The 22,096-nt window shown below is 50.9% G+C and carries 23 protein-coding genes; 11 read left to right on the forward strand and 12 right to left on the reverse strand.

Annotation, left to right across the window (positions count from 1 at the left end; all coding sequences use genetic code 11):
* Positions 1 to 7 precede the first annotated feature (7 nt).
* On the reverse strand, positions 8 to 940 hold the full coding sequence (gene rfaD / locus D6C13_RS12750) for an ADP-glyceromanno-heptose 6-epimerase (protein WP_112289323.1): 933 nt from the start codon (positions 938 to 940) through the stop codon (positions 8 to 10).
* 241 nt (positions 941 to 1,181) lie between these two features.
* Here rfaD and kbl point away from each other — a divergent pair, with 241 nt between their 5' ends.
* Both kbl and tdh read left to right on the forward strand, forming a co-directional pair.
* Positions 1,182 to 2,378 (forward strand): glycine C-acetyltransferase, encoded by a 1,197-nt coding sequence (gene kbl, locus D6C13_RS12755; RefSeq protein WP_120133114.1) that lies wholly within the window; start codon positions 1,182 to 1,184, stop codon positions 2,376 to 2,378.
* Positions 2,379 to 2,387: 9 nt separating this feature from the next.
* A complete protein-coding gene (gene tdh, locus D6C13_RS12760) occupies positions 2,388 to 3,410 on the forward strand; it encodes an L-threonine 3-dehydrogenase (protein WP_120133115.1) in 1,023 nt (340 codons plus the stop codon).
* 66 nt (positions 3,411 to 3,476) lie between these two features.
* Here the strand turns inward: tdh and D6C13_RS12765 are convergent, their stop codons facing one another.
* From D6C13_RS12765 to gpmM, 5 genes are all read right to left on the reverse strand, one after another.
* A complete protein-coding gene (locus D6C13_RS12765) occupies positions 3,477 to 4,406 on the reverse strand; it encodes a hypothetical protein (protein WP_120133116.1) in 930 nt (309 codons plus the stop codon).
* A 2-nt stretch (positions 4,407 to 4,408) separates the two neighbouring features.
* Positions 4,409 to 5,632: a glycosyltransferase gene (locus D6C13_RS12770; protein ID WP_120133117.1), complete on the reverse strand. Its 1,224-nt coding sequence runs from the start codon at positions 5,630 to 5,632 to the stop codon at positions 4,409 to 4,411.
* A gap of 179 nt (positions 5,633 to 5,811) precedes the next feature.
* A complete protein-coding gene (locus D6C13_RS12775; RefSeq protein ID WP_120133118.1) occupies positions 5,812 to 6,744 on the reverse strand; it encodes a divergent polysaccharide deacetylase family protein in 933 nt (310 codons plus the stop codon).
* 2 nt (positions 6,745 to 6,746) lie between these two features.
* Positions 6,747 to 8,012, reverse strand: coding sequence for a murein hydrolase activator EnvC (envC, locus tag D6C13_RS12780; protein ID WP_244212688.1), 1,266 nt, complete (start codon positions 8,010 to 8,012; stop codon positions 6,747 to 6,749).
* Positions 8,013 to 8,184: 172 nt separating this feature from the next.
* On the reverse strand, positions 8,185 to 9,729 hold the full coding sequence (gpmM, locus tag D6C13_RS12785; protein WP_120133120.1) for a 2,3-bisphosphoglycerate-independent phosphoglycerate mutase: 1,545 nt from the start codon (positions 9,727 to 9,729) through the stop codon (positions 8,185 to 8,187).
* A gap of 303 nt (positions 9,730 to 10,032) precedes the next feature.
* Here gpmM and D6C13_RS12790 point away from each other — a divergent pair, with 303 nt between their 5' ends.
* The 5 genes from D6C13_RS12790 to cysE all read left to right on the forward strand — a co-directional run bounded on the left by D6C13_RS12790 (position 10,033) and on the right by cysE (position 13,229).
* A complete protein-coding gene (locus tag D6C13_RS12790) occupies positions 10,033 to 10,464 on the forward strand; it encodes a rhodanese-like domain-containing protein (RefSeq protein WP_120133121.1) in 432 nt (143 codons plus the stop codon).
* Between the two features lie 52 nt (positions 10,465 to 10,516).
* On the forward strand, positions 10,517 to 10,771 hold the full coding sequence (grxC, locus tag D6C13_RS12795) for a glutaredoxin 3 (protein ID WP_120133122.1): 255 nt from the start codon (positions 10,517 to 10,519) through the stop codon (positions 10,769 to 10,771).
* A 59-nt stretch (positions 10,772 to 10,830) separates the two neighbouring features.
* A complete protein-coding gene (gene secB, locus D6C13_RS12800; RefSeq protein WP_013577602.1) occupies positions 10,831 to 11,301 on the forward strand; it encodes a protein-export chaperone SecB in 471 nt (156 codons plus the stop codon).
* Entirely contained in the window at positions 11,301 to 12,320 is a 1,020-nt protein-coding gene (gene gpsA, locus D6C13_RS12805) for an NAD(P)H-dependent glycerol-3-phosphate dehydrogenase (protein ID WP_120133123.1), read from the forward strand. The genes secB and gpsA overlap by 1 nt, the downstream gene beginning before the upstream one ends.
* 87 nt (positions 12,321 to 12,407) lie before the next feature.
* Positions 12,408 to 13,229, forward strand: a complete 822-nt coding sequence (gene cysE / locus D6C13_RS12810) for a serine O-acetyltransferase (RefSeq protein ID WP_120133124.1) — start codon at positions 12,408 to 12,410, stop codon at positions 13,227 to 13,229.
* 65 nt (positions 13,230 to 13,294) lie between these two features.
* Here the strand turns inward: cysE and trmL are convergent, their stop codons facing one another.
* From trmL to cpxR, 3 genes are read right to left on the reverse strand one after another with little or no spacing between them, the layout of a single operon-like run.
* Complete coding sequence (trmL, locus tag D6C13_RS12815; protein WP_120133125.1) at positions 13,295 to 13,768, reverse strand: tRNA (uridine(34)/cytosine(34)/5-carboxymethylaminomethyluridine(34)-2'-O)-methyltransferase TrmL; 474 nt, start codon at positions 13,766 to 13,768, stop codon at positions 13,295 to 13,297.
* A 37-nt stretch (positions 13,769 to 13,805) separates the two neighbouring features.
* Positions 13,806 to 15,176: an envelope stress sensor histidine kinase CpxA gene (cpxA, locus tag D6C13_RS12820; protein ID WP_120133126.1), complete on the reverse strand. Its 1,371-nt coding sequence runs from the start codon at positions 15,174 to 15,176 to the stop codon at positions 13,806 to 13,808.
* A complete protein-coding gene (gene cpxR / locus D6C13_RS12825) occupies positions 15,173 to 15,874 on the reverse strand; it encodes an envelope stress response regulator transcription factor CpxR (protein WP_120133127.1) in 702 nt (233 codons plus the stop codon). The genes cpxA and cpxR overlap by 4 nt, the downstream gene beginning before the upstream one ends.
* Positions 15,875 to 16,026: 152 nt before the next feature.
* On the opposite strand from cpxR, the gene cpxP reads away from it, so the two are divergent.
* The 3 genes from cpxP to D6C13_RS12840 all read left to right on the forward strand — a co-directional run bounded on the left by cpxP (position 16,027) and on the right by D6C13_RS12840 (position 19,042).
* Entirely contained in the window at positions 16,027 to 16,536 is a 510-nt protein-coding gene (cpxP, locus tag D6C13_RS12830; protein ID WP_120133128.1) for a cell-envelope stress modulator CpxP, read from the forward strand.
* Between the two features lie 346 nt (positions 16,537 to 16,882).
* On the forward strand, positions 16,883 to 17,869 hold the full coding sequence (gene pfkA, locus D6C13_RS12835; protein WP_120133129.1) for a 6-phosphofructokinase: 987 nt from the start codon (positions 16,883 to 16,885) through the stop codon (positions 17,867 to 17,869).
* A 183-nt stretch (positions 17,870 to 18,052) separates the two neighbouring features.
* Complete coding sequence (locus tag D6C13_RS12840; protein ID WP_120133130.1) at positions 18,053 to 19,042, forward strand: sulfate ABC transporter substrate-binding protein; 990 nt, start codon at positions 18,053 to 18,055, stop codon at positions 19,040 to 19,042.
* Positions 19,043 to 19,122: 80 nt separating this feature from the next.
* On the opposite strand, the gene tpiA is transcribed toward D6C13_RS12840, so the two are convergent.
* Together tpiA and D6C13_RS12850 are read right to left on the reverse strand one after the other, a co-directional pair.
* The gene (gene tpiA / locus D6C13_RS12845; protein ID WP_120133131.1) at positions 19,123 to 19,890 is read right to left on the reverse strand and encodes a triose-phosphate isomerase; all 768 of its coding nucleotides are present in this window, start codon (positions 19,888 to 19,890) and stop codon (positions 19,123 to 19,125) included.
* Between the two features lie 127 nt (positions 19,891 to 20,017).
* Positions 20,018 to 20,626 carry a DUF1454 family protein gene (locus tag D6C13_RS12850; protein ID WP_120133132.1) on the reverse strand — a complete coding sequence of 203 codons (609 nt, stop codon included), beginning with the start codon at positions 20,624 to 20,626 and terminating at the stop codon, positions 20,018 to 20,020.
* 158 nt (positions 20,627 to 20,784) lie between these two features.
* Here D6C13_RS12850 and D6C13_RS12855 point away from each other — a divergent pair, with 158 nt between their 5' ends.
* A complete protein-coding gene (locus tag D6C13_RS12855; protein WP_120133133.1) occupies positions 20,785 to 21,207 on the forward strand; it encodes a DUF805 domain-containing protein in 423 nt (140 codons plus the stop codon).
* A 15-nt stretch (positions 21,208 to 21,222) separates the two neighbouring features.
* Here the strand turns inward: D6C13_RS12855 and fpr are convergent, their stop codons facing one another.
* Entirely contained in the window at positions 21,223 to 21,969 is a 747-nt protein-coding gene (fpr, locus tag D6C13_RS12860; protein WP_120133134.1) for a ferredoxin--NADP(+) reductase, read from the reverse strand.
* Positions 21,970 to 22,096: the final 127 nt, after the last annotated feature.

Genomic DNA, 22,096 nt, shown 5'->3' on the forward strand with positions numbered 1-22,096 from the left:
GCAGGGCTTAAACTGTGCGGTTAAGCCAGCTCATGTATTCCGTCACGCCTTCAGCAACCGTTTTGAAAGGTTTGTCATAACCGGCATTACGCAGCGCGGTCATGTCGGCCTGAGTGAAGGACTGATAACGGCCTTTCAGTTTTTCCGGGAAAGGAATGTATTCGATATCGCCAGATTTGTGGTACGCCACAACGGCGTCTGCCACAGCCTGGAAGGATTCTGAACGGCCGGTACCGCAGTTGAAAATACCGGAAACACCGTTCTGCCAGAACCACAGATTTACCGCAGCCACGTCGCCCACGTAGATGAAATCGCGTTTGAAACCTTCGCTGCCGGAGAACAATTTCGGGTTCTCGCCGGCGTTGATCTGGTTATTCAGATGGAACGCGACGCTGGCCATGCTGCCTTTATGGCCTTCACGTGGTCCGTAGACGTTGAAGTAACGGAAACCACAAATCTGAGATTCCGCATGTGGCAGAATTTCGCGGACATACTGGTCAAACAGGAACTTTGAATAGCCATAGACGTTCAGCGGCTGCTCGTATTTACGGTCTTCTACAAAGCTGGTGCTCTGGCTGCCATAAGTGGCGGCAGAAGAGGCGTAAAGGAAAGGAATGCTGCGATCCAGGCAATAATGCAGAATATCTTTAGAGTACTGATAGTTGTTGTCCATCATGTACTTGCCGTCCCACTCAGTGGTGGACGAACAGGCGCCTTCATGGAAAATGGCGTCAATATCCCCTAAATCGTCGCCTGCAACGATACTGGCGATGAAATCTTCTTTGTCGCAATAATCCGCAATATCCAGGTCAACGAGATTGACGAATTTGGTGCCGTCTTTCAGATTATCAACCACCAGAATATCGCGGTATCCCATATCATTGAGCGATTTAATAATATTGCTGCCGATAAAACCAGCGCCGCCAGTGACGATTATCATGGGATCCACCTTTAATCATTTGAAGAACCGCGCACCATGCGCAGTCTGTAATTGAGTAATATCATAACACTTCATTATGAAGCTCACATTGGGAAGGTGTCCGATAACACGCATTCTTGTGTTTCAGACCGTAAGGCGTGAACTATGCTGCAAAACAAAGATATTGTGCGCAGTTCCATCGTTATTTCATATTCAGATTAGTAAGGTATTCCGTGAATGAGTCATTTCAGGAGAATACTGTATGTCTGTTTCGTTTTATCGGCAGTTGGAAGACCAGCTCGATCAGGCTCGGGTTGAAGGGCTGTTTAAAGAAGAACGCATTCTAACCACGCCCCAGCAAGCTGAAGTTTCTGTCGCAGGTGGCAAGCCGGTCATCAATTTTTGTGCGAATAACTATCTCGGATTAGCCAACCATCCGGAGCTGATCCGGGCTGCGAAAGAAGGGCTCGACAGCCACGGTTTTGGTATGGCGTCGGTGCGTTTCATCTGCGGTACACAAGATACCCATAAAGAACTCGAACACCGTCTGGCCGATTTTCTCGGTATGGACGACGCGATCCTCTACTCCTCCTGTTTTGATGCCAACGGTGGATTATTCGAAACGCTGCTGGGCGAAGAAGATGCCATCATTTCGGATGCGCTAAACCACGCATCCATCATCGATGGTGTCCGGTTGTGCAAAGCCAAACGCTATCGCTATGCCAACAATAATATGGACGAACTCGAAGCCCGTTTGCAGCAGGCGAAAGACGACGGTGCCCGGCATATCCTGGTTGCAACCGACGGCGTATTTTCCATGGATGGCGTGATTGCTAACCTGAAAGGCGTGTGCGATCTGGCCGAACGTTTTGACGCGCTGGTGATGGTCGATGATTCCCACGCTGTCGGTTTTGTCGGTGCCGAAGGGCGCGGTACTCACGAATATTGTGACGTGATGGGGCGGGTGGACATCATCACCGGTACGCTCGGCAAAGCGCTGGGCGGGGCTTCCGGCGGTTATACGGCGGCGCGTCAGGAAGTCATTGACTGGTTACGTCAGCGTTCACGTCCTTATCTTTTCTCCAATTCTTTAGCACCTTCGATTGTTGCGGCCTCTCTCAAAGTGCTGTCCATGCTCGAAGAAGGCAGCGAACTGCGTGAGCGTCTGCTCAGTAACGCCAAATTGTTCCGAGAAAAAATGACCGCAGCAGGCTTCACGCTGGCGGGCGCCGATCACGCCATCATTCCTGTCATGTTGGGCGAAGCCCGTCTGGCACAAGAATTTGCCGCGCTTTTGCAGCAGGAAGGCATTTATGTCACCGGCTTCTTTTATCCGGTGGTGCCGCAAGGCCAGGCGCGTATCCGCACCCAGATGTCTGCGGCACATAGCACCGGACAGATCGAAAAGGCGGTTGAAGCCTTTACCCGTATCGGCAAAAAACTTGGCGTGATCGCCTGAGGAGATTCCATGAAAGCCTTAGCAAAACTCAAACGTGAAGAAGGCATCTGGATGACGGATGCGCCGGTGCCGGAAATGGGCCATAACGATTTGCTGATCAAAATCCGCAAAACGGCCATCTGCGGTACAGATGTGCATATTTATAACTGGGATGCATGGTCACAAAAAACCATTCCTGTACCGATGGTGGTCGGGCACGAGTACGTCGGCGAGGTCGTCGGGATCGGGCAGGAAGTCAAAGGTTTCAGCATCGGTGACCGTGTTTCCGGTGAAGGTCATATCACCTGCGGGCATTGCCGCAACTGCCGTGGCGGCCGCACGCACTTATGTCGCAATGCACAGGGCGTAGGGGTAAACCGCCCCGGCGCTTTTGCGGAATATCTGGTTTTGCCTGCGTTCAATGCGTTCAAAATCCCGGACAATATTTCTGATGATCTGGCGGCTATTTTCGACCCGCTGGGCAACGCGGTTCATACAGCGCTGTCTTTTGATCTTGTCGGAGAAGACGTTCTGATAAGCGGTGCAGGTCCGATTGGTATTATGGCCGCAGCGATTTGCAAACACGTCGGCGCGCGTCATGTGGTGATCACCGACATGAACGAATACCGGCTGGAACTGGCACGCAAAATGGGTGTGACGCGGGCGGTCAATGTCAGCCAGCAAAGCCTGACGGACGTCATGGAAGAACTGGGGATGACGGAAGGGTTTGATGTCGGACTGGAAATGTCCGGCGCACCGGCGGCGTTTCGCAGCATGCTGAGTGCCATGAATCACGGCGGCCGGATTGCCATGCTCGGCATTCCTTCCACAGAAATGGCCATCGACTGGAATCAGGTGATTTTCAAGGGGTTGTTCATTAAAGGTATCTACGGCCGGGAAATGTTTGAAACCTGGTACAAAATGGCGGCACTGATCCAGTCCGGGTTAGATCTCACGCCATTAATTACACATCATTTCCCGATTGATGAATTCCAGAAAGGGTTTGATGCGATGCGTTCCGGGCATTCGGGGAAAGTCATTCTTAACTGGTGACCGGATTTTTGCAGATATGAAAAAGCCTGCTGAAATAGCAGGCTTTTTTCTGACTGGCGGGGGGGTTTATGCGCCCGGCTCTGCTTTTTGTTTCTCAACATCCGTCAGATATCGCACTTTACGGGTGTAATCCTGACCTTTAAACAGCAGTTCATTATCAGGCGAGGCTAGATATTTTTGCCATTCGGTCAGCGGGAAACCGCCATGCGCACCAATGACTTCTTTCGGAATAACCGACGGCGTACCGCCAATTTTCTTCGAAACCGGCCAGTTCATCCAGTCGCCTAGATTGACGCTTTTGATATCCAGAGTGTCGAGCATTGCCGCCAGTGGCAACTGATCCGTCGGAGGCTGATTGTCTGGCAGAATATTCCAAGTATCTCTGAAAAACATAATCCAAAGCGGGCACAAACGTTCCCAGGTTTTACGCGTCGCCGCTAAGAATGCGCCGTTGACGTGGTCAACGATATAAGGCCGCACGCTGTCCTTGTAATACGCTGGAATGATTTCCGGGTCGCAACCCTCGAGTTTGGCAATCATCTTACCCTGACGGAAACTCGAGTAAATATGGTTTTCATGCAGCTGAATTTCAGGCATTTTCAGCAGATTCAGATCTGAATCGATCATCAAAATACCGTCAGTTTTCGCCTGCAAAGGTGCCAGCAGTTTAATCAGACGACTGAGATAAATTTGTTTATAGCGATAATCACCCGTTTTGGTTTCAAGATTCAGCGTCACGATGCGGACTTTTTCAGGCAGAGGCCGGAACAGGCTGGCATCCTGATCGGTCACAATGACGATTTCCTGCAACTGAGTGGCGAATTTGTCGGCAAATTCCGCGCATAAACAGGCTTCTTCAATATAGTCAGCACCCGCGGATGGAATGACGACAGAAGTGATATTGTTCTTCGGCGCACCTGCTACAACAGTATTGGCATAAGGCAGATTGTGGCGTGAAAGAATGTGACGATATTTAGGATTTAGAAATTTGAACATGTTCAGCCTTGTTTCTTTTTAACACTGCTTAAAACGGTTTCCACGCCAGAGACATATTTTTCAATCGCAAATTTTTCGCGGACAGCGAGGTTTGCCTGCATCGCGATTTCACTTCGCAAATGGGTGTTGAGATACAGCGTTTTCATATGATTAAAGAGCATCTCGATATCGCCATACTCAAAAAGCATCCCGGTTTCTGCATTTTTAATCAGCTCGGCAGTTCCCGTGACATTGGATCCTATCACGGGTGTTTTGAGTAACATAGATTCCAGAACCACCCGCGGCAGGCCTTCACTTTTTGAGCCTAAGATAAAGGTGTCAAACGCCGCCAGATATTCCAGCGCATTGCTTTGGAAACCTGTAAATACCACTTTGTCCATCATATTCAGAGCCGAAACCTGCTGAATAAGACGGCGCAAATTCGGGCCTTCCCCGACAAACACCATTTTCCATTTTGCTTCCGGAAATGCGCGGTTAAATTTGTCGAGCGCCAGTAATGTGAAGTGGTGTGCTTTACGGTTAATCAGAGAACCGATACTGCCTAGAATGAAAGTATCTTCCGTTGCGCCCAGTTCTTGGCGGATCCTGGTGCCATCGGGTAAAGGCTGATTAATATCGATGCCGTTGAAGACGGTAAAACACAGCTCTTTGCGCACGCCACGTTTAAGCAACTGTTCCTGAACACCCTGAGAAACAGAGATAATGCTGTGGCAGAACCGGTTGACGATGCGCACAACCTCCCGGTTAAGAACCGGTTCAATGCGGCAATGTTGCACGATTTCTGTCGGTAAACCTTCGGTCGAATAATAGCCTTCCACGTTAGAGCTGGGCTGATTATTCATATATAAAATATCAAACTGACCGAGCTCAAGCAGGGAATGGATCTTGCGGATATTGGGATTTATACGCCAGATTTTATCGACAGAATAAATGGCTTTCTGGCGCAAATTTCCGCTAAAGAAAAACAGCGTTCGCAGGGTTTCTTTGCTGATTTTCGCCCAGGTGGGCTGCCTGACCTGGGGAATGAAAAAAACCGGCACATTGAGTGAGTTCAATATCTGGCTGATTGTTTCGCCATTATCGCGGGCATAATCATTGTAAAAGCAGCAACTGATTTCAAACTTTTCACGATCGATTCTTTTCAGCAGCTCCAACATGCTGTTGGTGCCACCTCCCCATTCTTTGCCGCTGTCCAGCAGCAGAATTTTAGATCGATCTAGTCCCATCGGTTTGCGCCCTTGCTCAGCCCGGTTAAAAAAATATGCTGCCCATTATAAGAGGCAAATTCTATAAGCTCTAGTTATTTGATTATGAAGATAAAACCATTCATATCAATATGTTGAATCAGTCTTTTACATCCATTTTTCGAAAATGGGGAGCTGACGCCCGTCAATGTCTTTGAATCCTATTTTTTATAAAATGTGGTCCACGTTAAATACTGGCGTTCAACAAGCTGCACTGCCGGCAATGCAGACAGGCTTTCGCCCAGCACTTTAAACATGCTGTCGGCATAGATTTGAGGGACAGGTTGTTTTACACGGCAGACGCTGATGCCTTTACGCGATGGTTTCGGTGGCACGTTACGGGTCGCTTTACCTGCCGGGGCGCTGCGCTGCGGTTCATTGAGCAGGTCGCTTGGCCGCACCAGAACGATATCGGAAGGCAAATTCGGCAGCATCTGTTGCAGCACTTTTACCGTGGTCGGATGGGGATGACCGATGGCGATGGCATAACCATTCTTGCGGGCGAGTTGAATGGCGCGTTCAAACTGATGGCGGATTTCCGCTTCGTTCTGCACATCATCTAAAAAGACGTTGCGCTTAATCACTTTCACCCGGGTTCCCTGAGCGGCCTGAACCGACTTGGTATTGCCGATGGTCATGCTGTCGAGGAAGAATAAGTTGTGGGCATTCATGGCCTGCATGACGTTTTCCATCCCGGTCAGGCTGGATGTCATGGCGCTGCCCATATGATTGTTGATACCAATCGCGTACGGGATATTGCTGATGGCCTGATCGACAATACGCTTCACTTCTGCGGCACTCATTGAAGGTGTCAGCGTATCTTTTTCCAGTGGCTGCTTACTGAGCGGCGCCATCGGCAGGTGGATCAGGATTTCCCGTCCCTGCTGATGCGCTTTTTTCATCATCATTTGAGAATCAGGTGCATTGGGGAAAATCGCGATCGATACCGCTTTAGGCATCTGAAGTACCTGGTTTTCCTCATGCTGGCGATAACCAAAGTCATCAATCAGGATGGATAATTTCGCTGCCTGAACCTGACAAACGACAAACGCAGTACCACAAAGGGCAGCTAAAACGGACTTTTTATATCGCAATGCTATCTTCCCAACCACGGTTGTGGATTTACTGCCTGGCCCTGACGACGAATTTCAAAATACAGCGATGGCTGGCCCTGTCCGCCGCTGTTCCCCACTTTTGCGATAGCCTGACCGGTTCTCACCTGATCGCCGACGCTGACCAGCGCATCCTGGTTGTAACCGTACAGACTCATATCCCCTTTGCCGTGGTCGATAACCACAACCAGCCCGTAGCCCTGCAACCAGTCCGCCAGAATGACGCGTCCGTCTGCAATCGCCCGGACATCACTGCCTTCGCGTGCTGAAATGACCATGCCCTTCCAGCGTAGTTCACCCTGTAGTTGTTCGCCGAAGCGATGTATCAACGAACCGTTAACTGGCCACATATTTTGACCAGACGGACGTCCCAGACCGCCGGTACGGGCCATCAGTGACTGTTCGCTTTGGGTCGGTTTGTAGGTTGAACCCGATTTTTTCGCTTGTTGTTCTTTCGCTCTGACGGCGGCGGCTTCACGTGCTTCTTTTTCTGCGCGGGCTTTGGCAGCACGTTCAGCGGCAGCAATTTTGTTTTGCAGGCTGGATTCGTTGGCGCGCAGTTCCGTCAGGCTCTGCTCATTTTTTTGCAATGAGGATTCCAGCGCCGTAAGGGTTTGCTTACGGGCGGCACGCGCCTGTTCGAGTTTTTGTTGCTGTGTTTGCTGTTCACTCAGCAGACTTTTTTGTTGTGTTTGCTTGGATTGCAAAGAAACACGCTGTTCAGCCAGCGTGGTGCGGGTCTGTTTCAGCTCTTCGATGGTTTTTTGCCGCTCGGTATTCAGATAACCGAAATACGCCAAGATCCTCTCGTTGCGGTCACTTTCCTCACCGCTGAGCAGCAACTGCAATCCTTTATGCTGGCCGATACGGAAAGCCGCATCGAGCTGTTTTGCCAGGATCTCTTCCTGAGTCTTTTGCTGTTTCTGCAACTGATCGATAGACGCGTTCAGCCCGGCAATGTCTTTGCTGAGCGTGGATAGTGTTGACTGAGTTCCGCGAAGCTGGCTGCTGGCAGAGGAAATGGTTTTTTCCTGCGCCTGCAATTGTTGCAGCAAAGTGCCGCGCTGTTGTTTCTGCTGTTTTACGCTTTTTTCTTTTTCCGCGATGTTTTGCTGAATGGTTTTGAGCTGATCTTTATTGTCGTCAGCATGCACACTCACGGAAAGAGAGAGTAAAGAGGCGCAAAGCAATAAGGCTGAAGATGGGAAGGCAGATACGGCCTTGTCCTGAGCGGAAAGGCGGGTTCTCATCAGGCTGAAATGAATGAATTTGCTCAAACTTTTTTCCGCTTGTCGACCGTGGATGATAGACAATATGGCTGTCCCTTATCGTATCGTAACACTAATCAACCGGCTGATGCACAAACAAAAAAGGCGTACCAACGGGTGTCAGTACGCCTTTTTTACCGAGCTTTAAGAGAAATTAACGCGCGATAAACAGCGGTTTGCCGCTCATTTCTGCCGGAATTTCCATGCCCATCAGAGAAAGCATCGTTGGTGCGATATCGGACAATTTACCGCCTTCAACCGCTTGTGCGTTCCCGCCGATATAGATAAGTGGCACTGGCAGACTGGTGTGTGCGGTATGTGCCTGACCAGTCGCCGGGTCGCGCATTTGTTCTGCGTTACCGTGGTCTGCGGTGATCAGCAACTGGCCACCGACAGCTTTCACGGCATCCACAACCTGAGCAACGCAGTTATCGAGTGCTTCAACGGCGCTCACCGCGGCGTCGTAAACGCCGGTATGACCGACCATATCGCCATTCGGGTAGTTACAAATAATGGTGTCGTATTTACCGCTGGCAATCGCGCCGAGGAGTTTTTCCGTCAGCTCAACAGAGCTCATTTCCGGTTGCAGGTCGTAGGTTGCCACGTTCGGGGATTTCACCAGAATACGGTCTTCGCCTTCAAATGAGTCTTCCATACCGCCGTTAAAGAAGAAGGTAACGTGTGCGTACTTTTCGGTTTCGGAAATACGCAGTTGCGTTTTGCCGTGCGCCATCAGCCATTCGCCGAGGGTATTTTTCAGTGATGCCGGTGGGTAAGCGCAGGCGGCGTTGATGTCTGCAGCGTATTCGGTCAGCATGATGAAATCACCGAAGTTAATCACTTTTTCGCGGGCAAAACCGTCGAAATCCGGGTTGATAAAGGCACGGGTAATTTCACGGGCGCGGTCAGCACGGAAGTTCATGAATATCATGGCATCGCCATCATGGATCGCGGCAGATTCTTCACCTGCTGCCTGCAACACAGTCGGTTTCACGAATTCATCGTTTTCATCGCGGGCATAGGCGGCCTGCAGACCTGCAAGCGCGTTATCAGCGGTGAATGCGCCTTTGGCCTGAGACATCAAATCGTAAGCCAGCTGCACGCGATCCCAGCGGTTATCACGATCCATCGCGTAATAACGACCGACGATAGATGCGATACGACCGGCACCAATTTGCGCGAATTTCTCAGAGAAGCGTTTCAGGGCGGCTTCTGCGCTGCGCGGTGGCGTATCGCGGCCATCAAGGAAAGCGTGCAAGTAAATCGCTTTCGCGCCACGACGGTGCGCAAGTTCCACCATCGCCATAATGTGGTCTTCGTGGCTATGAACACCGCCCGCAGACAACAGGCCCATAATGTGAACTGCTTTGCCTGCGCTGATGGCGCGATCAACGGCACCGGTCAGTACGCTATTATTAAAGAAGTCGCCTTCTTTGATTTCTTTATCCAGGCGGGTGAGATCCTGATACACGATGCGCCCTGCGCCTAAATTGACATGGCCTACTTCGGAGTTGCCCATCTGTCCGTCTGGCAGACCGACATCTAATCCGGATGCGGCAATCAGGGTATGTGGATGTGTCGCCCACAGGTTATCCATTACCGGCGTTTTGGCATTCAGAATCGCGTTATCTTGTTGTTCTTCGCGATGGCCGTAGCCATCCAGAATCACCAGAACCATCGGTTTTTTGTTGCTCGACATGTCAATTGACCTCAGTTTAAAAGATGAAATGCTCAATAGGCTCGCCAGCTAAAACGGTCTGAACAGGCGCGGCTAAGGGCATTCAAGGCGGCTGATTTTACCTCAGCGTGGTAAGGGAATAGCCGGAGGAGATCAAAGATGAGGTGAGGTGAGGGTTAACTTTCGCTATAAAGGCATGTTAATTTTCCAAGACGTGCCGCAGATTGTGGCAATCACCGCGCTTACTGGCTGTATTTGCTCCGACGCGCAGGTATACTCTGAAGCCTTGAATTTTCCCCCAACTGACGGGAGTTGCTACACCCCATGCAAGATATTATGCCATTCATCAGTGCGCATCCGGTTCTCAGCCTGGCGTGGGTTGCGTTACTGATTGCAGTAATTGTGACCACCTTTAAAACACGTTTTTCTAAAGTGAAAGAGATCACCCGTGGCGAAGCAACCCGCCTGATCAACAAAGAAGATGCCGTCGTGGTCGATGTTCGCGCGCGTGAAGAATTCCGCAAAGGCCACATCGCCGAATCGCAGAACGTACTTTCTGCTGACATCAAAAACAATAACCTGGGTGAACTGGCCAAACATAAAGCGCAACCGGTTATCGTAGTTTGTGCAACCGGACAAACTTCCCGCACTGCGGCAGAAGGTCTGATCGCTGCCGGTTTCGAACGTGTTTACACGTTGAAAGAAGGTATCAGCGGCTGGAGCGGTGAAAACCTGCCTTTAGCGCGCGGTAAGTAAGACGTAAGCCAGTCGCAACGGCACTAAATTCTACGACTAAGAGGTGGAACCCATGGCTAAAATTGAAATCTATACCAAGGCAACCTGCCCTTACTGTCATCGGGCGAAAGCTTTGCTCAATAGCAAAGGCGCTTCGTTTGATGAAATCGCCATTGATGGCGATGCAGATACACGTGAAAAAATGATCGCCCGCAGCGGTCGTTCTACTGTTCCTCAGATTTTTATCGACGGACAGCATGTTGGCGGTTGCGATGATTTGTATGCGCTTGATGCACGCGGTGGCCTTGACCCAATGTTGAGTCAATAAAGGCGGCTGCGTTTTTCATTAAGTGTTTAAAGGACTATTAACCCAAGGGTACTACTCACATGTCAGAACAAAATAACACCGAGATGGCTTTCCAGATCCAACGTATTTACACCAAAGACATTTCTTTCGAAGCGCCAAATGCTCCGCAGGTTTTCCAGCAGGACTGGCAGCCAGAAGTTAAACTGGATCTTGATACTGCTTCCAGCCAGCTGGCCGAAGGCGTATATGAAGTTGTCTTGCGTGTTACCGTAACTTCTTCACTGGGCGACGAAACTGCGTTCCTGTGTGAAGTTCAGCAAGGTGGTATCTTTACTATCTCCGGTATTGATGGCAACCAGATGGCGCATTGCCTGGGTGCATATTGCCCGAACATTCTGTTCCCGTATGCCCGTGAGTGCATCACCAGCCTGGTTTCCCGCGGTACCTTCCCGCAACTGAACCTGGCACCTGTTAACTTTGACGCTCTGTTCATGAACTATCTGCAACAGCAAGCTGAAGGCGAAGGTGCTGAACCGCATCAGGATGCCTGATGAAAACCGTCAATGCGTCAATGACAGTGATCGGTGCCGGCTCGTACGGCACCGCTTTAGCGATTACTCTCGCCAGAAATGGTCATCCCGTTGTGCTGTGGGGACATAATCCCGACCACATCAACGCCTTACAACGTGCCCGTTGTAATCAGGAATTCCTTCCTGATGTTCCGTTCCCCGATAATCTGTTGCTCGAAACCAATCTGTCTGTCGCGTTAGCGGCCAGCCGTAATGTGCTGGTTGTGGTGCCTAGCCATGTATTTGGTGACGTATTGCGTCAGCTGAAACCGCATTTGCGCTCTGATGCGCGTGTGGTATGGGCGACAAAGGGGCTGGAAGCAGAAACCGGCCGTCTGTTGCAGGATGTGGCACGCGAAGAACTCGGCGATGGTATTCCGTTAGCTGTGGTTTCAGGTCCGACATTTGCCAAAGAGCTGGCAGCTGGCATGCCGACGGCAATCTCTCTGGCGGCAACCGATGCGACTTTTGCCGAAGATTTGCAGCAATTACTGCACTGTGGCAAAAGCTTCCGTGTTTACAGCAATCCCGATTTTATCGGCGTTCAACTGGGCGGGGCGATTAAAAACGTCATCGCCATCGGTGCCGGAATGTCGGATGGCATTGGCTTTGGTGCTAATGCGAGAACCGCGCTGATTACTCGTGGTCTGGCAGAAATGACCCGTCTGGGTGCCGCTTTGGGTGCTGATCCTGCGACATTTATGGGCATGGCAGGCCTGGGTGATTTGGTGTTAACCTGCACAGACAACCAGTCCCGCAATCGCCGCTTTGGCATTATGTTGGGGCAAGGCAAGGATGTTCAGACTGCTCAGGACACCATTGGCCAGGTGGTTGAAGGCTATCGCAATACCAAAGAAGTACGGGCTCTGGCGCAGCGTAATAACGTTGAAATGCCGATCACAGAACAGATTTACCAGGTGTTGTACTGCGGTAAAGATGCGCGTGAAGCAGCGATCAGTTTGCTTGCCCGTGCGAGCAAGGACGAAAAACACAGCCACTGAAAGGCGTATAAAGTATAGCCACCTTGTTGGTACATCCGACAGGGCGGCTTTTTATTACCCGAACTTGCAAAGTCGTAAGGAAAAGTGATGTCGCTAGAAGAATTAGAGCTGGTCTGGAATAACATTAAATCAGAAGCGAGAGCACTGGCTGAGTGTGAACCGATGCTGGCAAGTTTTTTCCATGCGACGTTGCTTAAACATGAAACGCTGGGCGGCGCGTTGAGCTACATTCTGGCCAACAAGCTGGGTAATCCCATTATGCCCGCAATGGCTATTCGTGAAGTGGTCGAAGAAGCCTACCGTAACGACGAGCAAATGATTTTGTCCGCCGCTCGTGACATTCTGGCTGTGCATCAGCGCGATGCGGCAGTCGATAAATATTCGACCCCGCTGCTTTATCTGAAAGGCTTTCACGCGCTTCAGGCTTACCGTATCGGTAACTGGCTGTGGAAGCAGGATCGCAAAGCGCTGGCGATTTATTTCCAGAATCAGATTTCAGTGTCCTTCGGCGTGGATATTCATCCGGCGGCACGTATTGGCTGCGGCATTATGTTTGACCATGCAACCGGTATTGTCATCGGTGAAACGGCCGTGGTCGAGAATGACGTTTCGATTTTGCAGTCCGTCACCCTTGGCGGTACCGGCAAAACCTGTGGCGACCGTCACCCTAAAATCCGTGAAGGCGTCATGATTGGCGCTGGCGCGAAAATCCTCGGTAATATCGAGGTGGGTGCCGGTGCGAAAATCGGGGCGGGCTCAGTCGTGTTGCAATCCGTTCCTCCGCACACCACCGCAGCGGGCGTACCGGCGCGTATTGTCGGCCGGCCGGAAAGCGAGCGTCCTTCCATGGATATGGATCAGCATTTCAACGGTATTGTGCAGGGTTTTGAATTCGGCGACGGTATCTGACAGGCATTTCAGATGGCATGGATCTGCATGCCATCTTTCAGTTTCAGCAAATAGTTCCAGCAAACCTATTCTTTCAGCAGTGCGCCCGGATATCCCAGCTGGCGCCAGGCCTCGTACACCACGACTGACACGGCATTCGACAAGTTCATGCTGCGGCTTTCTGCGAGCATTGGAATGCGGATTTTATGCTGTGCGGGCAGATTATCCAGAATGGTTGCCGGCAGGCCGCGGGTTTCCGGGCCAAACAGCAGGAAATCATTATCCTGATAGCTGACGGCGCTGTGCGCTGGCGTACCTTTGGTCGTCAGTGCGAAAAGACGTTGCGGATCCTCGCTGCCAAGGAAAGCGTCATAATTGGCGTGATGCTTAATATGGGCGAATTCATGGTAATCGAGCCCTGCGCGGCGCAGACGCTTATCGTCCCAGCCGAAACCCAAAGGTTCGATGAGGTGAAGCTGACATCCGGTGTTGGCACACAGGCGGATAATATTGCCGGTATTTGGCGGGATTTCTGGTTCAAATAAAACGATGTTAAGCATGCGTCCCCCTGATAGAGGGACGCAGAATAGCAGAAACTTAACGCTGGTGCAGCGGCAGCCAGATAATCAAACGAAGGCCGCCCAGCGGGCTGTCCTCGGCTTTGACTTTACCTCTGTGCTGCTGAACCGCGGTATCCACGATAGCCAGCCCAAGGCCGGTACCCCCGGATTCACGGTCGCGCGCTTCATCAGTGCGGTAGAACGGACGGAAAATCTGTTCACGATCTTCTTCACTCACGCCGGGGCCATCGTCATCAACGGTGATGGTGATCCCTTCACTGTCGTGGGCGAAATTCAGCGCAATGTGATGGTGCGAATAACGCAGGGCGTTACGCACAATATTCTCCAGTGCACTGTCGAGCGCCGCAGCATTGCCGACCAGTTTCCACGGGCCAGGAGGCGACGTGACCTCCAGAGTTTTGCCCATCTGTTCGGCTTCAAACTGCGCATCGTCAATCACACCTTCCCACAGTTCATTGGCTTTCAGGGTTTCGCGCGACAGCTCGTTCTTGTGCTGGCTGCGTGATAACACCAGTAAGTCATTGATCATGCCATCAAGACGTTGTGCTTCATTTTCAATACGTTGCAGTTCTTTGCCTTCACCATGACGACGGCGCATCAGCGCGGTGGCCAGCTGAAGACGGGTCAGCGGAGTACGCAATTCGTGGGAAATATCAGAAATCAGCCGCTGCTGAGCGGTCACCATCCGTTCAAGTGCGCTGACCATCTGGTTGAAACTGGCCCCGGTTGCGAGAAATTCCTGCGGACCTGCTTCAAGTTCCGGATGCTGCTTGAGATTACCGCGTGCAACGTCATCTGCGGCGTTTTTCAACTTACGCGCAGGTTTCGCCAGGCTCCACGCCAGCCAGAGCAACAGCGGGGCGCTGATGAGCATGGTAACGATGAGCAAAAGCAGAGGGCGGTCGAACATCAGATTGATAAAATCAGACTGAGAACTGCTGGCAGGGCGCATCAGATAAAGCTGGTAGTTATCTTCGCCGTCACGAACGGAGAAGGGCCCGACCATTTCCACCCGACCATATTTTTTCTTTTTCGGACGATCTGAGTTATCAGACTGACCGATAAAGTTACGCACGATCTGCATTTCATTGCGCTGAGCGCCAATCACGCGCCCTTCGCTGGTGACCAGCAACAAACGCTGACCCGGCGGTGCCCATTTGTCGATAGCGCGGAACAACCTGCGCCACCACATCAGATCATTGGCCGGATCGGTCGCCAGCTCAGCTTCTACGTGCTGTTCAATCATCAGGCCCTGCCGTTGTTCGTTATCGAGCAACGGCGTAATCTGGCGTGAATCGAGTTTCGGCACCATCAGTACCAGCATTAGCACCAGGGCTAATGTGAACCAGAAAATGGCAAAAATACGTGCCGTAAGGCTGTTTATCATGAAGCAGAAACCATCAGATAACCGCGTCCGCGCAAGGTTTTAAACCACGGATGTCCGTCCTGACGATCGGGCAATTTACGGCGTAAATTAGAAATATGCATATCAATCGCACGGTCAAACGGCGTCAGACGTTTACCCAATACTTCCTGGCTCAGATGTTCGCGGGAAACGACCTGCCCGAGATGTTTTGCCAGTAAATACAGCAGGGTAAATTCCGTACCGGTTAAATCCAGCGCTTCGCCATTAAAGCTGGCTTCCTGACGGCCCGGATTGAGCTGTAAGCCATCGACTTCCAGCGTCGGTGAACCGTTGTTCTCGTTGGTTTGTTGCTGCTCGCTCCAGTTGGAACGGCGCAACATTGCCCGGATACGGGCAACCAGTTCGCGGTCATTAAACGGTTTTGGCAGATAGTCATCGGCACCCAATTCGAGGCCAAGGACACGGTCTAATTCACTGCCGCGAGCGGTTAACATAATCACTGGCGTCTGGTGGCGCTGGCGTAATTCTTTAAGGGTTTCAATGCCGTTTTTCTTCGGCATCATCACGTCAAGTAACAGAAGATCGATGGTATTATCGACTTTCTCTAATGCCTGCTCACCGTCGTAAGCCACCACAACATTAAAGCCTTCCATTTCGAGCAATTCTTTCAAAAGTGAAGTCAGTTCACGGTCGTCATCAACCAACAAAATTTTATTCATTGTATTTACCTCTAGACGCAAAATACGTCATCAATTGCCGCTATTCCATGACTTTACGTACTTTTACAAGCACTGACGCTTGTTTGCAGCAGCAGGTTTAGACTGCTTTTCAATGATTCGCGATTAAGCGATAAAGACTTTAGGAGTATGTGATGTTTAAGGCAGCTTCATTCGGTTTGGCCACGCTTCTGACGCTCAGTTCAGGTGTCGTTTTAGCAGATGGCGCAAAACCAGTGTCGGCGATGCCAGCAGAACATGATAGCACGATGTTGGATAAGCCTCAGGAACGCAACACCATGTTTGATGGTGTAAATCTCACTGAGCAGCAGCGCCAGCAAATGCGTGACCTGATGCATCAGGCTCGTAAAGATCTGCCTCATGTAAATGTAGAACAGATAGAAACGATGCACAGGTTGGTGACTGCCGAAAAGTTTGATCAGTCCGCAGTCCGGGCACAAGCCGAATTAATGGCTCAGGAACAGGTGGATCGCCAGGTCGAAATGGCCCGCATCCGCAACCAGATGTTTAATCTGCTGACGCCTGAGCAAAAAGATGTACTAAACCAGAAACACGAGCAACGTATGCAACAGTTACGTATGCAGTTATCTGGATTACAGCCCTCTTCTGCCCAGAAGACGAGTAGTACCAGCACGACCGAGTAAGATCCCTGTTTTTCCTTGCCATAGACACCATCCCTGTCTTCCCCCACCGAAAGGTGGGGTTTTTTTTGCCTGCAATTCGGGATGGGTTCACAGAAGCAGAAATTAACAAGGTGGAAATCTGCGCGTAACGAACTGGAAATATCTTGTAAAAGCCGTATGAATCAGTAAATTGCGAAGTACAGAGCAGTGTATGCGTATTCTTGCTGACTTGAATCAATTCAGCACCGGTGTTTTGTTATACTATAGGCTCAAACGCCAGTAAGCCCTTTTGGCTGCACAAGAAAATTCGCCCAACAGGCTGGCTCAAGATTCTTAAGAAATTGCATCTACAAGTTCAGAGGTAGTCATGATCAAAAAAATTGGTGTACTGACAAGTGGTGGCGATGCCCCAGGCATGAATGCTGCGATCCGTGGCGTTGTACGCTCCGCTTTATCTGCAGATTTAGAAGTCTACGGTATTGAAGATGGCTACCTCGGCATGTACGAAAACCGTATGCGCAAACTGGATCGCTACAGCGTTTCAGACATGATTAACCGCGGCGGTACTTTCCTGGGTTCAGCTCGTTTCCCGGAATTCCGTGACCCGGAAATGCGTAAAGTGGCTCTGCAGAATATGAAAGACCGCGGTATCGATGGCCTGGTGGTTATCGGTGGTGATGGTTCTTATGCAGGTGCAGACCTGCTGACCAAAGAAGGCGGCATCCGTTGTATCGGCCTGCCAGGCACAATCGATAATGACGTTGCCGGTACTGACTACACCATCGGTTTCTTCACGGCGCTTGGCACCGTAGTGGAAGCGATTGACCGTCTGCGCGATACCTCTTCTTCCCACCAGCGTATCTCTATCGTTGAAGTGATGGGCCGTTATTGCGGCGACCTGACCCTGGCGGCTGCGATTGCCGGTGGTTGCGAATTTATCGCCATCCCTGAAGTTGAATTCAAACGTGATGATTTGGTTGCTGAAATCAAAGCAGGCATCGCGAAAGGCAAAAAACACGCGATCGTCGCTATCACTGAGAAGTTAGATAACATCGAAGAGCTGGCCAAATACATCGAGAAAGAAACCTGCCGCGAAACGCGTGGCACTGTATTGGGTCACATCCAGCGTGGCGGTGCGCCGGTCGCTTACGACCGCATCTTAGCCTCCCGCATGGGCGCTTATGCTGTTGATCTGCTGCTCGAAGAAGGCCGCGATTATACTCAGGGCGGTTTCTGCGTCGGTGTTGAAAACGAGAAAATGGTTCACGAACTTATCTCGGTTTGTATCGCGCCAGAGAACAAGAAAAGCAAATTCAAAGAAGACTGGTACGACACGGCGAAAAAACTGTTCTGATACAGTTTATTACGCATTCGAAAGAACCTCCTGTGCGGGAGGTTTTTTTTCGCCTTCTTTTTGGTTATTCCAGAAAGTAATAGAAAAAAACCTTTTATTCTTTATGCGTTTCATTTTTATCTGGCACGCTCTCCCTAACGAACAAATAAATGAAATCCATAGAAACTATCTCGGGAGAGTGCGATGCGTAAATGGGCTGTAGGTTTGGGATTACTGTTGGTGGCAACCGGAGCAATTGCCAAAGATATTCAGATTCTGAACGTGTCGTACGATCCTACGCGTGAGTTCTATGAACAATACAACAAAGCGTTCAGCAAATACTGGCAGGCTAAAACCGGCGATACCGTGACCGTGCGCCAGTCGCATGGCGGTTCCGGCAAACAGGCAACGTCTGTAATCAATGGTATTGAAGCGGATGTGGTGACACTGGCGCTGGCGTATGACGTTGATGCGATTGCCGAACGCGGCCGTATCGATAAAAACTGGATCACCCGTCTGCCGGATAACTCTGCGCCTTACACGTCCACCATTGTTTTCCTGGTCCGCAAAGGCAACCCGAAACAAATTCATGACTGGAATGATTTGATCAAACCGGGCGTGTCGATTATTACCCCGAACCCTAAAACGTCAGGCGGTGCGCGCTGGAACTATCTGGCTGCCTGGGGTTATGCCCTGCATCACAACAACAATGACAAAGCGAAGGCTCAGGATTTCGTGAAAGCATTGTATAAAAACGTGGAAGTTCTGGATTCCGGCGCACGTGGCGCGACCAATACCTTCGTTGAGCGTGGTATCGGCGATGTGCTGATTGCATGGGAAAATGAAGCGCTGCTGGCGACCAAAGAAGTCGGCAAAGATAAGTTTGAAATCGTGACGCCGAGTGAATCCATTCTGGCAGAGCCAACGGTTTCTGTGGTCGATAAAGTCGTGGATAAACGTGATACCCGCGCAGTGGCGGATGCTTACCTGAAATATCTGTATTCACCGGAAGGCCAGACTATCGCGGCAGAAAACTATTACCGTCCGCGTGATCCGGAAGTTGAGAAGAAATTCGCTTCTGAATTCCCGAAACTGAAATTGTTCACCATTGATCAGGTTGCCGGCACCTGGGCGCAGGCTCAGAAAGAACATTTCGCGACAGACGGTATTTTTGACCAAATCAGCAAACGCTAATCGTCTTTCGCAGACCAGTCTTCGCAAACAATAAAAAACCCCGGCGTGCCGGGGTTTTTTTATGCACAGAAGAAACAGGCTTACGCTTGTTTAGCTTCTGCAGCCGCTTTCACGATCACTGCGAAAGCATCAGCTTTCAGTGATGCGCCGCCAACCAGTGCGCCATCGATGTCTGGCTGGGTGAACAGCTCAGCAGCGTTAGCTGCATTCACGGAACCGCCGTACTGGATGATCACTTGTTCAGCAACCGCAGCATCTTGTTTCGCGATGTGGTCACGAATGAATTTGTGAACTGCCTGAGCTTGCGCAGGAGTTGCTGATTTACCGGTACCGATCGCCCAAACAGGTTCGTAAGCGACAACTGCGCCTTCGAATGCTTTTGCACCCAGAGTGTTCAGAACTGCGTCCAGTTGCTTAGCGCAAACGGCTTCAGTTTTGCCAGCTTCGTTTTCTGCTTCGGTTTCACCGATGCACAGAACAGGAGTCAGACCCGCTTCTTTCAGCACGCCGAATTTCTTCGCGATAAATTCGTCACTTTCTTTGTGATAAGTGCGGCGTTCTGAGTGACCGATGATGATGTATTGCGCACCGATGTCTTTGAGCATATCGGCAGAGATTTCACCGGTGAATGCGCCGGACAGGTTAGCATCAACGTTCTGAGCACCCAGCACGATACGGCTGCCAGCCAGAGCGTGTTTAGCCTGTGACAGGTAAACTTCTGGTGGAGCAATCGCAACGCCACAACCTACAACTGTGCTCAGTTCAGTACGCAGAGCTGCAATCAGTTCGTTAACCATGTGGGTGCTGCCGTTAAGCTTCCAGTTACCCATCACTAATGGATGTCGCATATTTTTTCCTCCAAAAGGGGACGCGAGTGTCGATTAAAATTTCTGCCAAATAAGCAGATTACCTGTGCAACAGTATAGAGATCATTGGACATAAAGGCTTTGCTTTTTGTCATTAAAAGCCGTCATCTCACGGCTCAGCCAACGCCAGCTTGACCGGCTCCACGGCGAATGTCAGACCTTTTTCGCCATTGTCTGAAATCACAAAACGTACCGCGCCCACTTCCTGCTTATAAAACTGCTGGCCTTTGCCTTTCTCAATCATGGAAGTTACTTTCGCCACGCTTTGTGGCACAGAAAGTGTGGCGTCAAACTGACGCATCAGGTTCGCCATGTAACTTATCGCCAGCGTACGGGCGGCTTTTTCTTCCGCCCCCTGAATCGGCAGGTAGGTGATTTGCAGCGTTTTGATTTTGCCTGTTCCTTTTTCCAGCGCAGTCGAGGCATACAGATTTTCGTTAATCTTGCTGGCGGCACGGGTCAGGGAACTGTTCGCGGATTTATCGCTGATAGAACGGAATTCACCTATCTGCTGAGCCGGGTTGGCTTCATTGTATTTGGCGCGAAAGTTGATCAGCGTCGTTTCAAAGGTCGGCGCACCGGCAAGCAGGTAAGGGGCCTTTGGCATTTCCTCCGCGCCTGAGTGATCGGTGGGTGGAGCGGCGAGCGCGATATTCTGGCCTGCCAGCATCAGCAGCGCGGGCAGCGCCAGTCGTATTAAAGATTGAGCAACAGTCATAGGGCGTTTCTTATTTTGTTTCAACAGACCGATTAAAGCGGGGAATGAGGGGTAATGTCAAAAGGAGAGCGTAAAGATTCTCGCCGCCGCTGTGCGTGGGTTACACTCCGCCTGATTTAACAATTTACTCCCATTGTATTTTACGGAACGGACTGTCAATGACGTTACAGCATGCACTGTTTTCTTTTAACGGCCGCCTGGGTCGCCGCGATTTCTGGCTCTGGATGGTCAGCTGGCTGGTTCTGATGGTGGCTGATTTCTTTTTTGCCGCACAGGAATGGATTACCTACCAGACCGCCGGTTTTGCGCTGGTGGTTTTACTGTGGCCGACCGCTGCGGTACTGGTGAAAAGATTGCATGATCGCAATAAATCCGCCTGGTGGGCATTGCTGTTTGTGCTGGCGTGGATGCTGGTGGCCGGTAACTGGGCCGCGGCGATGCCGCAAACCTGGAGCTGGGTATTAGGCCGTCTGGCGCCATCGGTGATTTTCATTATGCTGATTATCGACTGCGGCGCCTTCGTCGGTACGCCGGGCACAAATCGTTTTGGCCCGGAACCGGATGACGTTAAATTCCGCTAGTTTGCGGGAACTGATTTACCAGTAATGCTCGCTGGTCATATGGCCCGGCTTGCGTTTGAGGTGCTTGCGCATACCCCGTGTGTCTTTGAGGACTTGCTGGGTATCGCGCACCATCTGCGGATTTCCGCACAGCATCACGTGGCTGTCTTCGGCCAGCATCTTCAGGCCGACTGCGGTTTCCAGCGCGCCGCTCTCAATCAGCGCAGGTACGCGACCGGTCAGCGAGCCAGAAATTTCCTCGCGGCTCACCACCGTCTGAATATGTAATTTGCCTTCATAGCGGCGCTGAAGTTGCTGCATCAGTAGCAGATAACTGAGATCAGCTGCGAAGCGCGCCGCGTGCACCAGAACAATATTTTTGAACCGCTCCAGCCCGATGCCTTCCTGCAAAATCGACAAATAGGGTCCGATAGCCGTGCCGGTTGCCAGCATCCATAACGTATCGCATTCCGGTACTTCTTCAATCACGAAAAACCCGGCGGCTTCTTTGGTGATATTAATTTCGTCACCCGGTTGCATAACATGCAGGCGCGGGCTGAGCTTTCCTTCAGGCACATTAACCAGATAGAACTCCAGCTCGTTGCTGGAAGGCGGATTCACATACGAATAAGCACGCTGAACCCGCTCGCCATCGATATCAAGTGAGAGTTTGGCGAACTGGCCTGCGGTAAAAGGATCGACCGGTGCATTGACCGTGATGCTGAACAAATTGTCTGTCCAGTGCTCAACTTTTTTGACTTTTCCCGTCACCCAATCAGCCATAAAAACTCCCGTTGTTCCTGATTTATTCATGAATACCGAAATTGAGGCCTGATTTTATTTCAAATTTTTCGGATCCCTTATCGGTTAAATGTTATCAGCCTGTTCAGCTTCGGTTAGTCAGTCTCGA

The sequence above is a fragment of the Rahnella woolbedingensis genome, from assembly GCF_003602095.1.
In the GTDB taxonomy this organism is placed as follows: Bacteria; Pseudomonadota; Gammaproteobacteria; order Enterobacterales; family Enterobacteriaceae; genus Rahnella; species Rahnella woolbedingensis.

Excerpts from the sequence above, each read along its gene's own strand:
- D6C13_RS12850 (WP_120133132.1), bottom strand. The coding sequence starts at position 20,626 with ATGACTGTTGCTCAATCTTTAATACGACTGGCGCTGCCCGCGCTGCTG.
- envC (WP_244212688.1), bottom strand. The coding sequence starts at position 8,012 with ATGAGAACCCGCCTTTCCGCTCAGGACAAGGCCGTATCTGCCTTCCCA.
- trmL (WP_120133125.1), bottom strand. The coding sequence starts at position 13,768 with ATGCTTAACATCGTTTTATTTGAACCAGAAATCCCGCCAAATACCGGC.
- cpxP (WP_120133128.1), top strand. The coding sequence starts at position 16,027 with ATGTTTAAGGCAGCTTCATTCGGTTTGGCCACGCTTCTGACGCTCAGT.
- gpsA (WP_120133123.1), top strand. The coding sequence starts at position 11,301 with ATGAAAACCGTCAATGCGTCAATGACAGTGATCGGTGCCGGCTCGTAC.
- tpiA (WP_120133131.1), bottom strand. The coding sequence starts at position 19,890 with ATGCGACATCCATTAGTGATGGGTAACTGGAAGCTTAACGGCAGCACC.
- D6C13_RS12765 (WP_120133116.1), bottom strand. The coding sequence starts at position 4,406 with ATGTTCAAATTTCTAAATCCTAAATATCGTCACATTCTTTCACGCCAC.
- fpr (WP_120133134.1), bottom strand. The coding sequence starts at position 21,969 with ATGGCTGATTGGGTGACGGGAAAAGTCAAAAAAGTTGAGCACTGGACA.
- D6C13_RS12840 (WP_120133130.1), top strand. The coding sequence starts at position 18,053 with ATGCGTAAATGGGCTGTAGGTTTGGGATTACTGTTGGTGGCAACCGGA.
- secB (WP_013577602.1), top strand. The coding sequence starts at position 10,831 with ATGTCAGAACAAAATAACACCGAGATGGCTTTCCAGATCCAACGTATT.
- D6C13_RS12855 (WP_120133133.1), top strand. The coding sequence starts at position 20,785 with ATGACGTTACAGCATGCACTGTTTTCTTTTAACGGCCGCCTGGGTCGC.
- pfkA (WP_120133129.1), top strand. The coding sequence starts at position 16,883 with ATGATCAAAAAAATTGGTGTACTGACAAGTGGTGGCGATGCCCCAGGC.
- D6C13_RS12790 (WP_120133121.1), top strand. The coding sequence starts at position 10,033 with ATGCAAGATATTATGCCATTCATCAGTGCGCATCCGGTTCTCAGCCTG.
- gpmM (WP_120133120.1), bottom strand. The coding sequence starts at position 9,729 with ATGTCGAGCAACAAAAAACCGATGGTTCTGGTGATTCTGGATGGCTAC.
- cpxA (WP_120133126.1), bottom strand. The coding sequence starts at position 15,176 with ATGATAAACAGCCTTACGGCACGTATTTTTGCCATTTTCTGGTTCACA.
- cysE (WP_120133124.1), top strand. The coding sequence starts at position 12,408 with ATGTCGCTAGAAGAATTAGAGCTGGTCTGGAATAACATTAAATCAGAA.
- cpxR (WP_120133127.1), bottom strand. The coding sequence starts at position 15,874 with ATGAATAAAATTTTGTTGGTTGATGACGACCGTGAACTGACTTCACTT.
- D6C13_RS12770 (WP_120133117.1), bottom strand. The coding sequence starts at position 5,632 with ATGGGACTAGATCGATCTAAAATTCTGCTGCTGGACAGCGGCAAAGAA.
- kbl (WP_120133114.1), top strand. The coding sequence starts at position 1,182 with ATGTCTGTTTCGTTTTATCGGCAGTTGGAAGACCAGCTCGATCAGGCT.
- tdh (WP_120133115.1), top strand. The coding sequence starts at position 2,388 with ATGAAAGCCTTAGCAAAACTCAAACGTGAAGAAGGCATCTGGATGACG.
- rfaD (WP_112289323.1), bottom strand. The coding sequence starts at position 940 with ATGATAATCGTCACTGGCGGCGCTGGTTTTATCGGCAGCAATATTATT.
- grxC (WP_120133122.1), top strand. The coding sequence starts at position 10,517 with ATGGCTAAAATTGAAATCTATACCAAGGCAACCTGCCCTTACTGTCAT.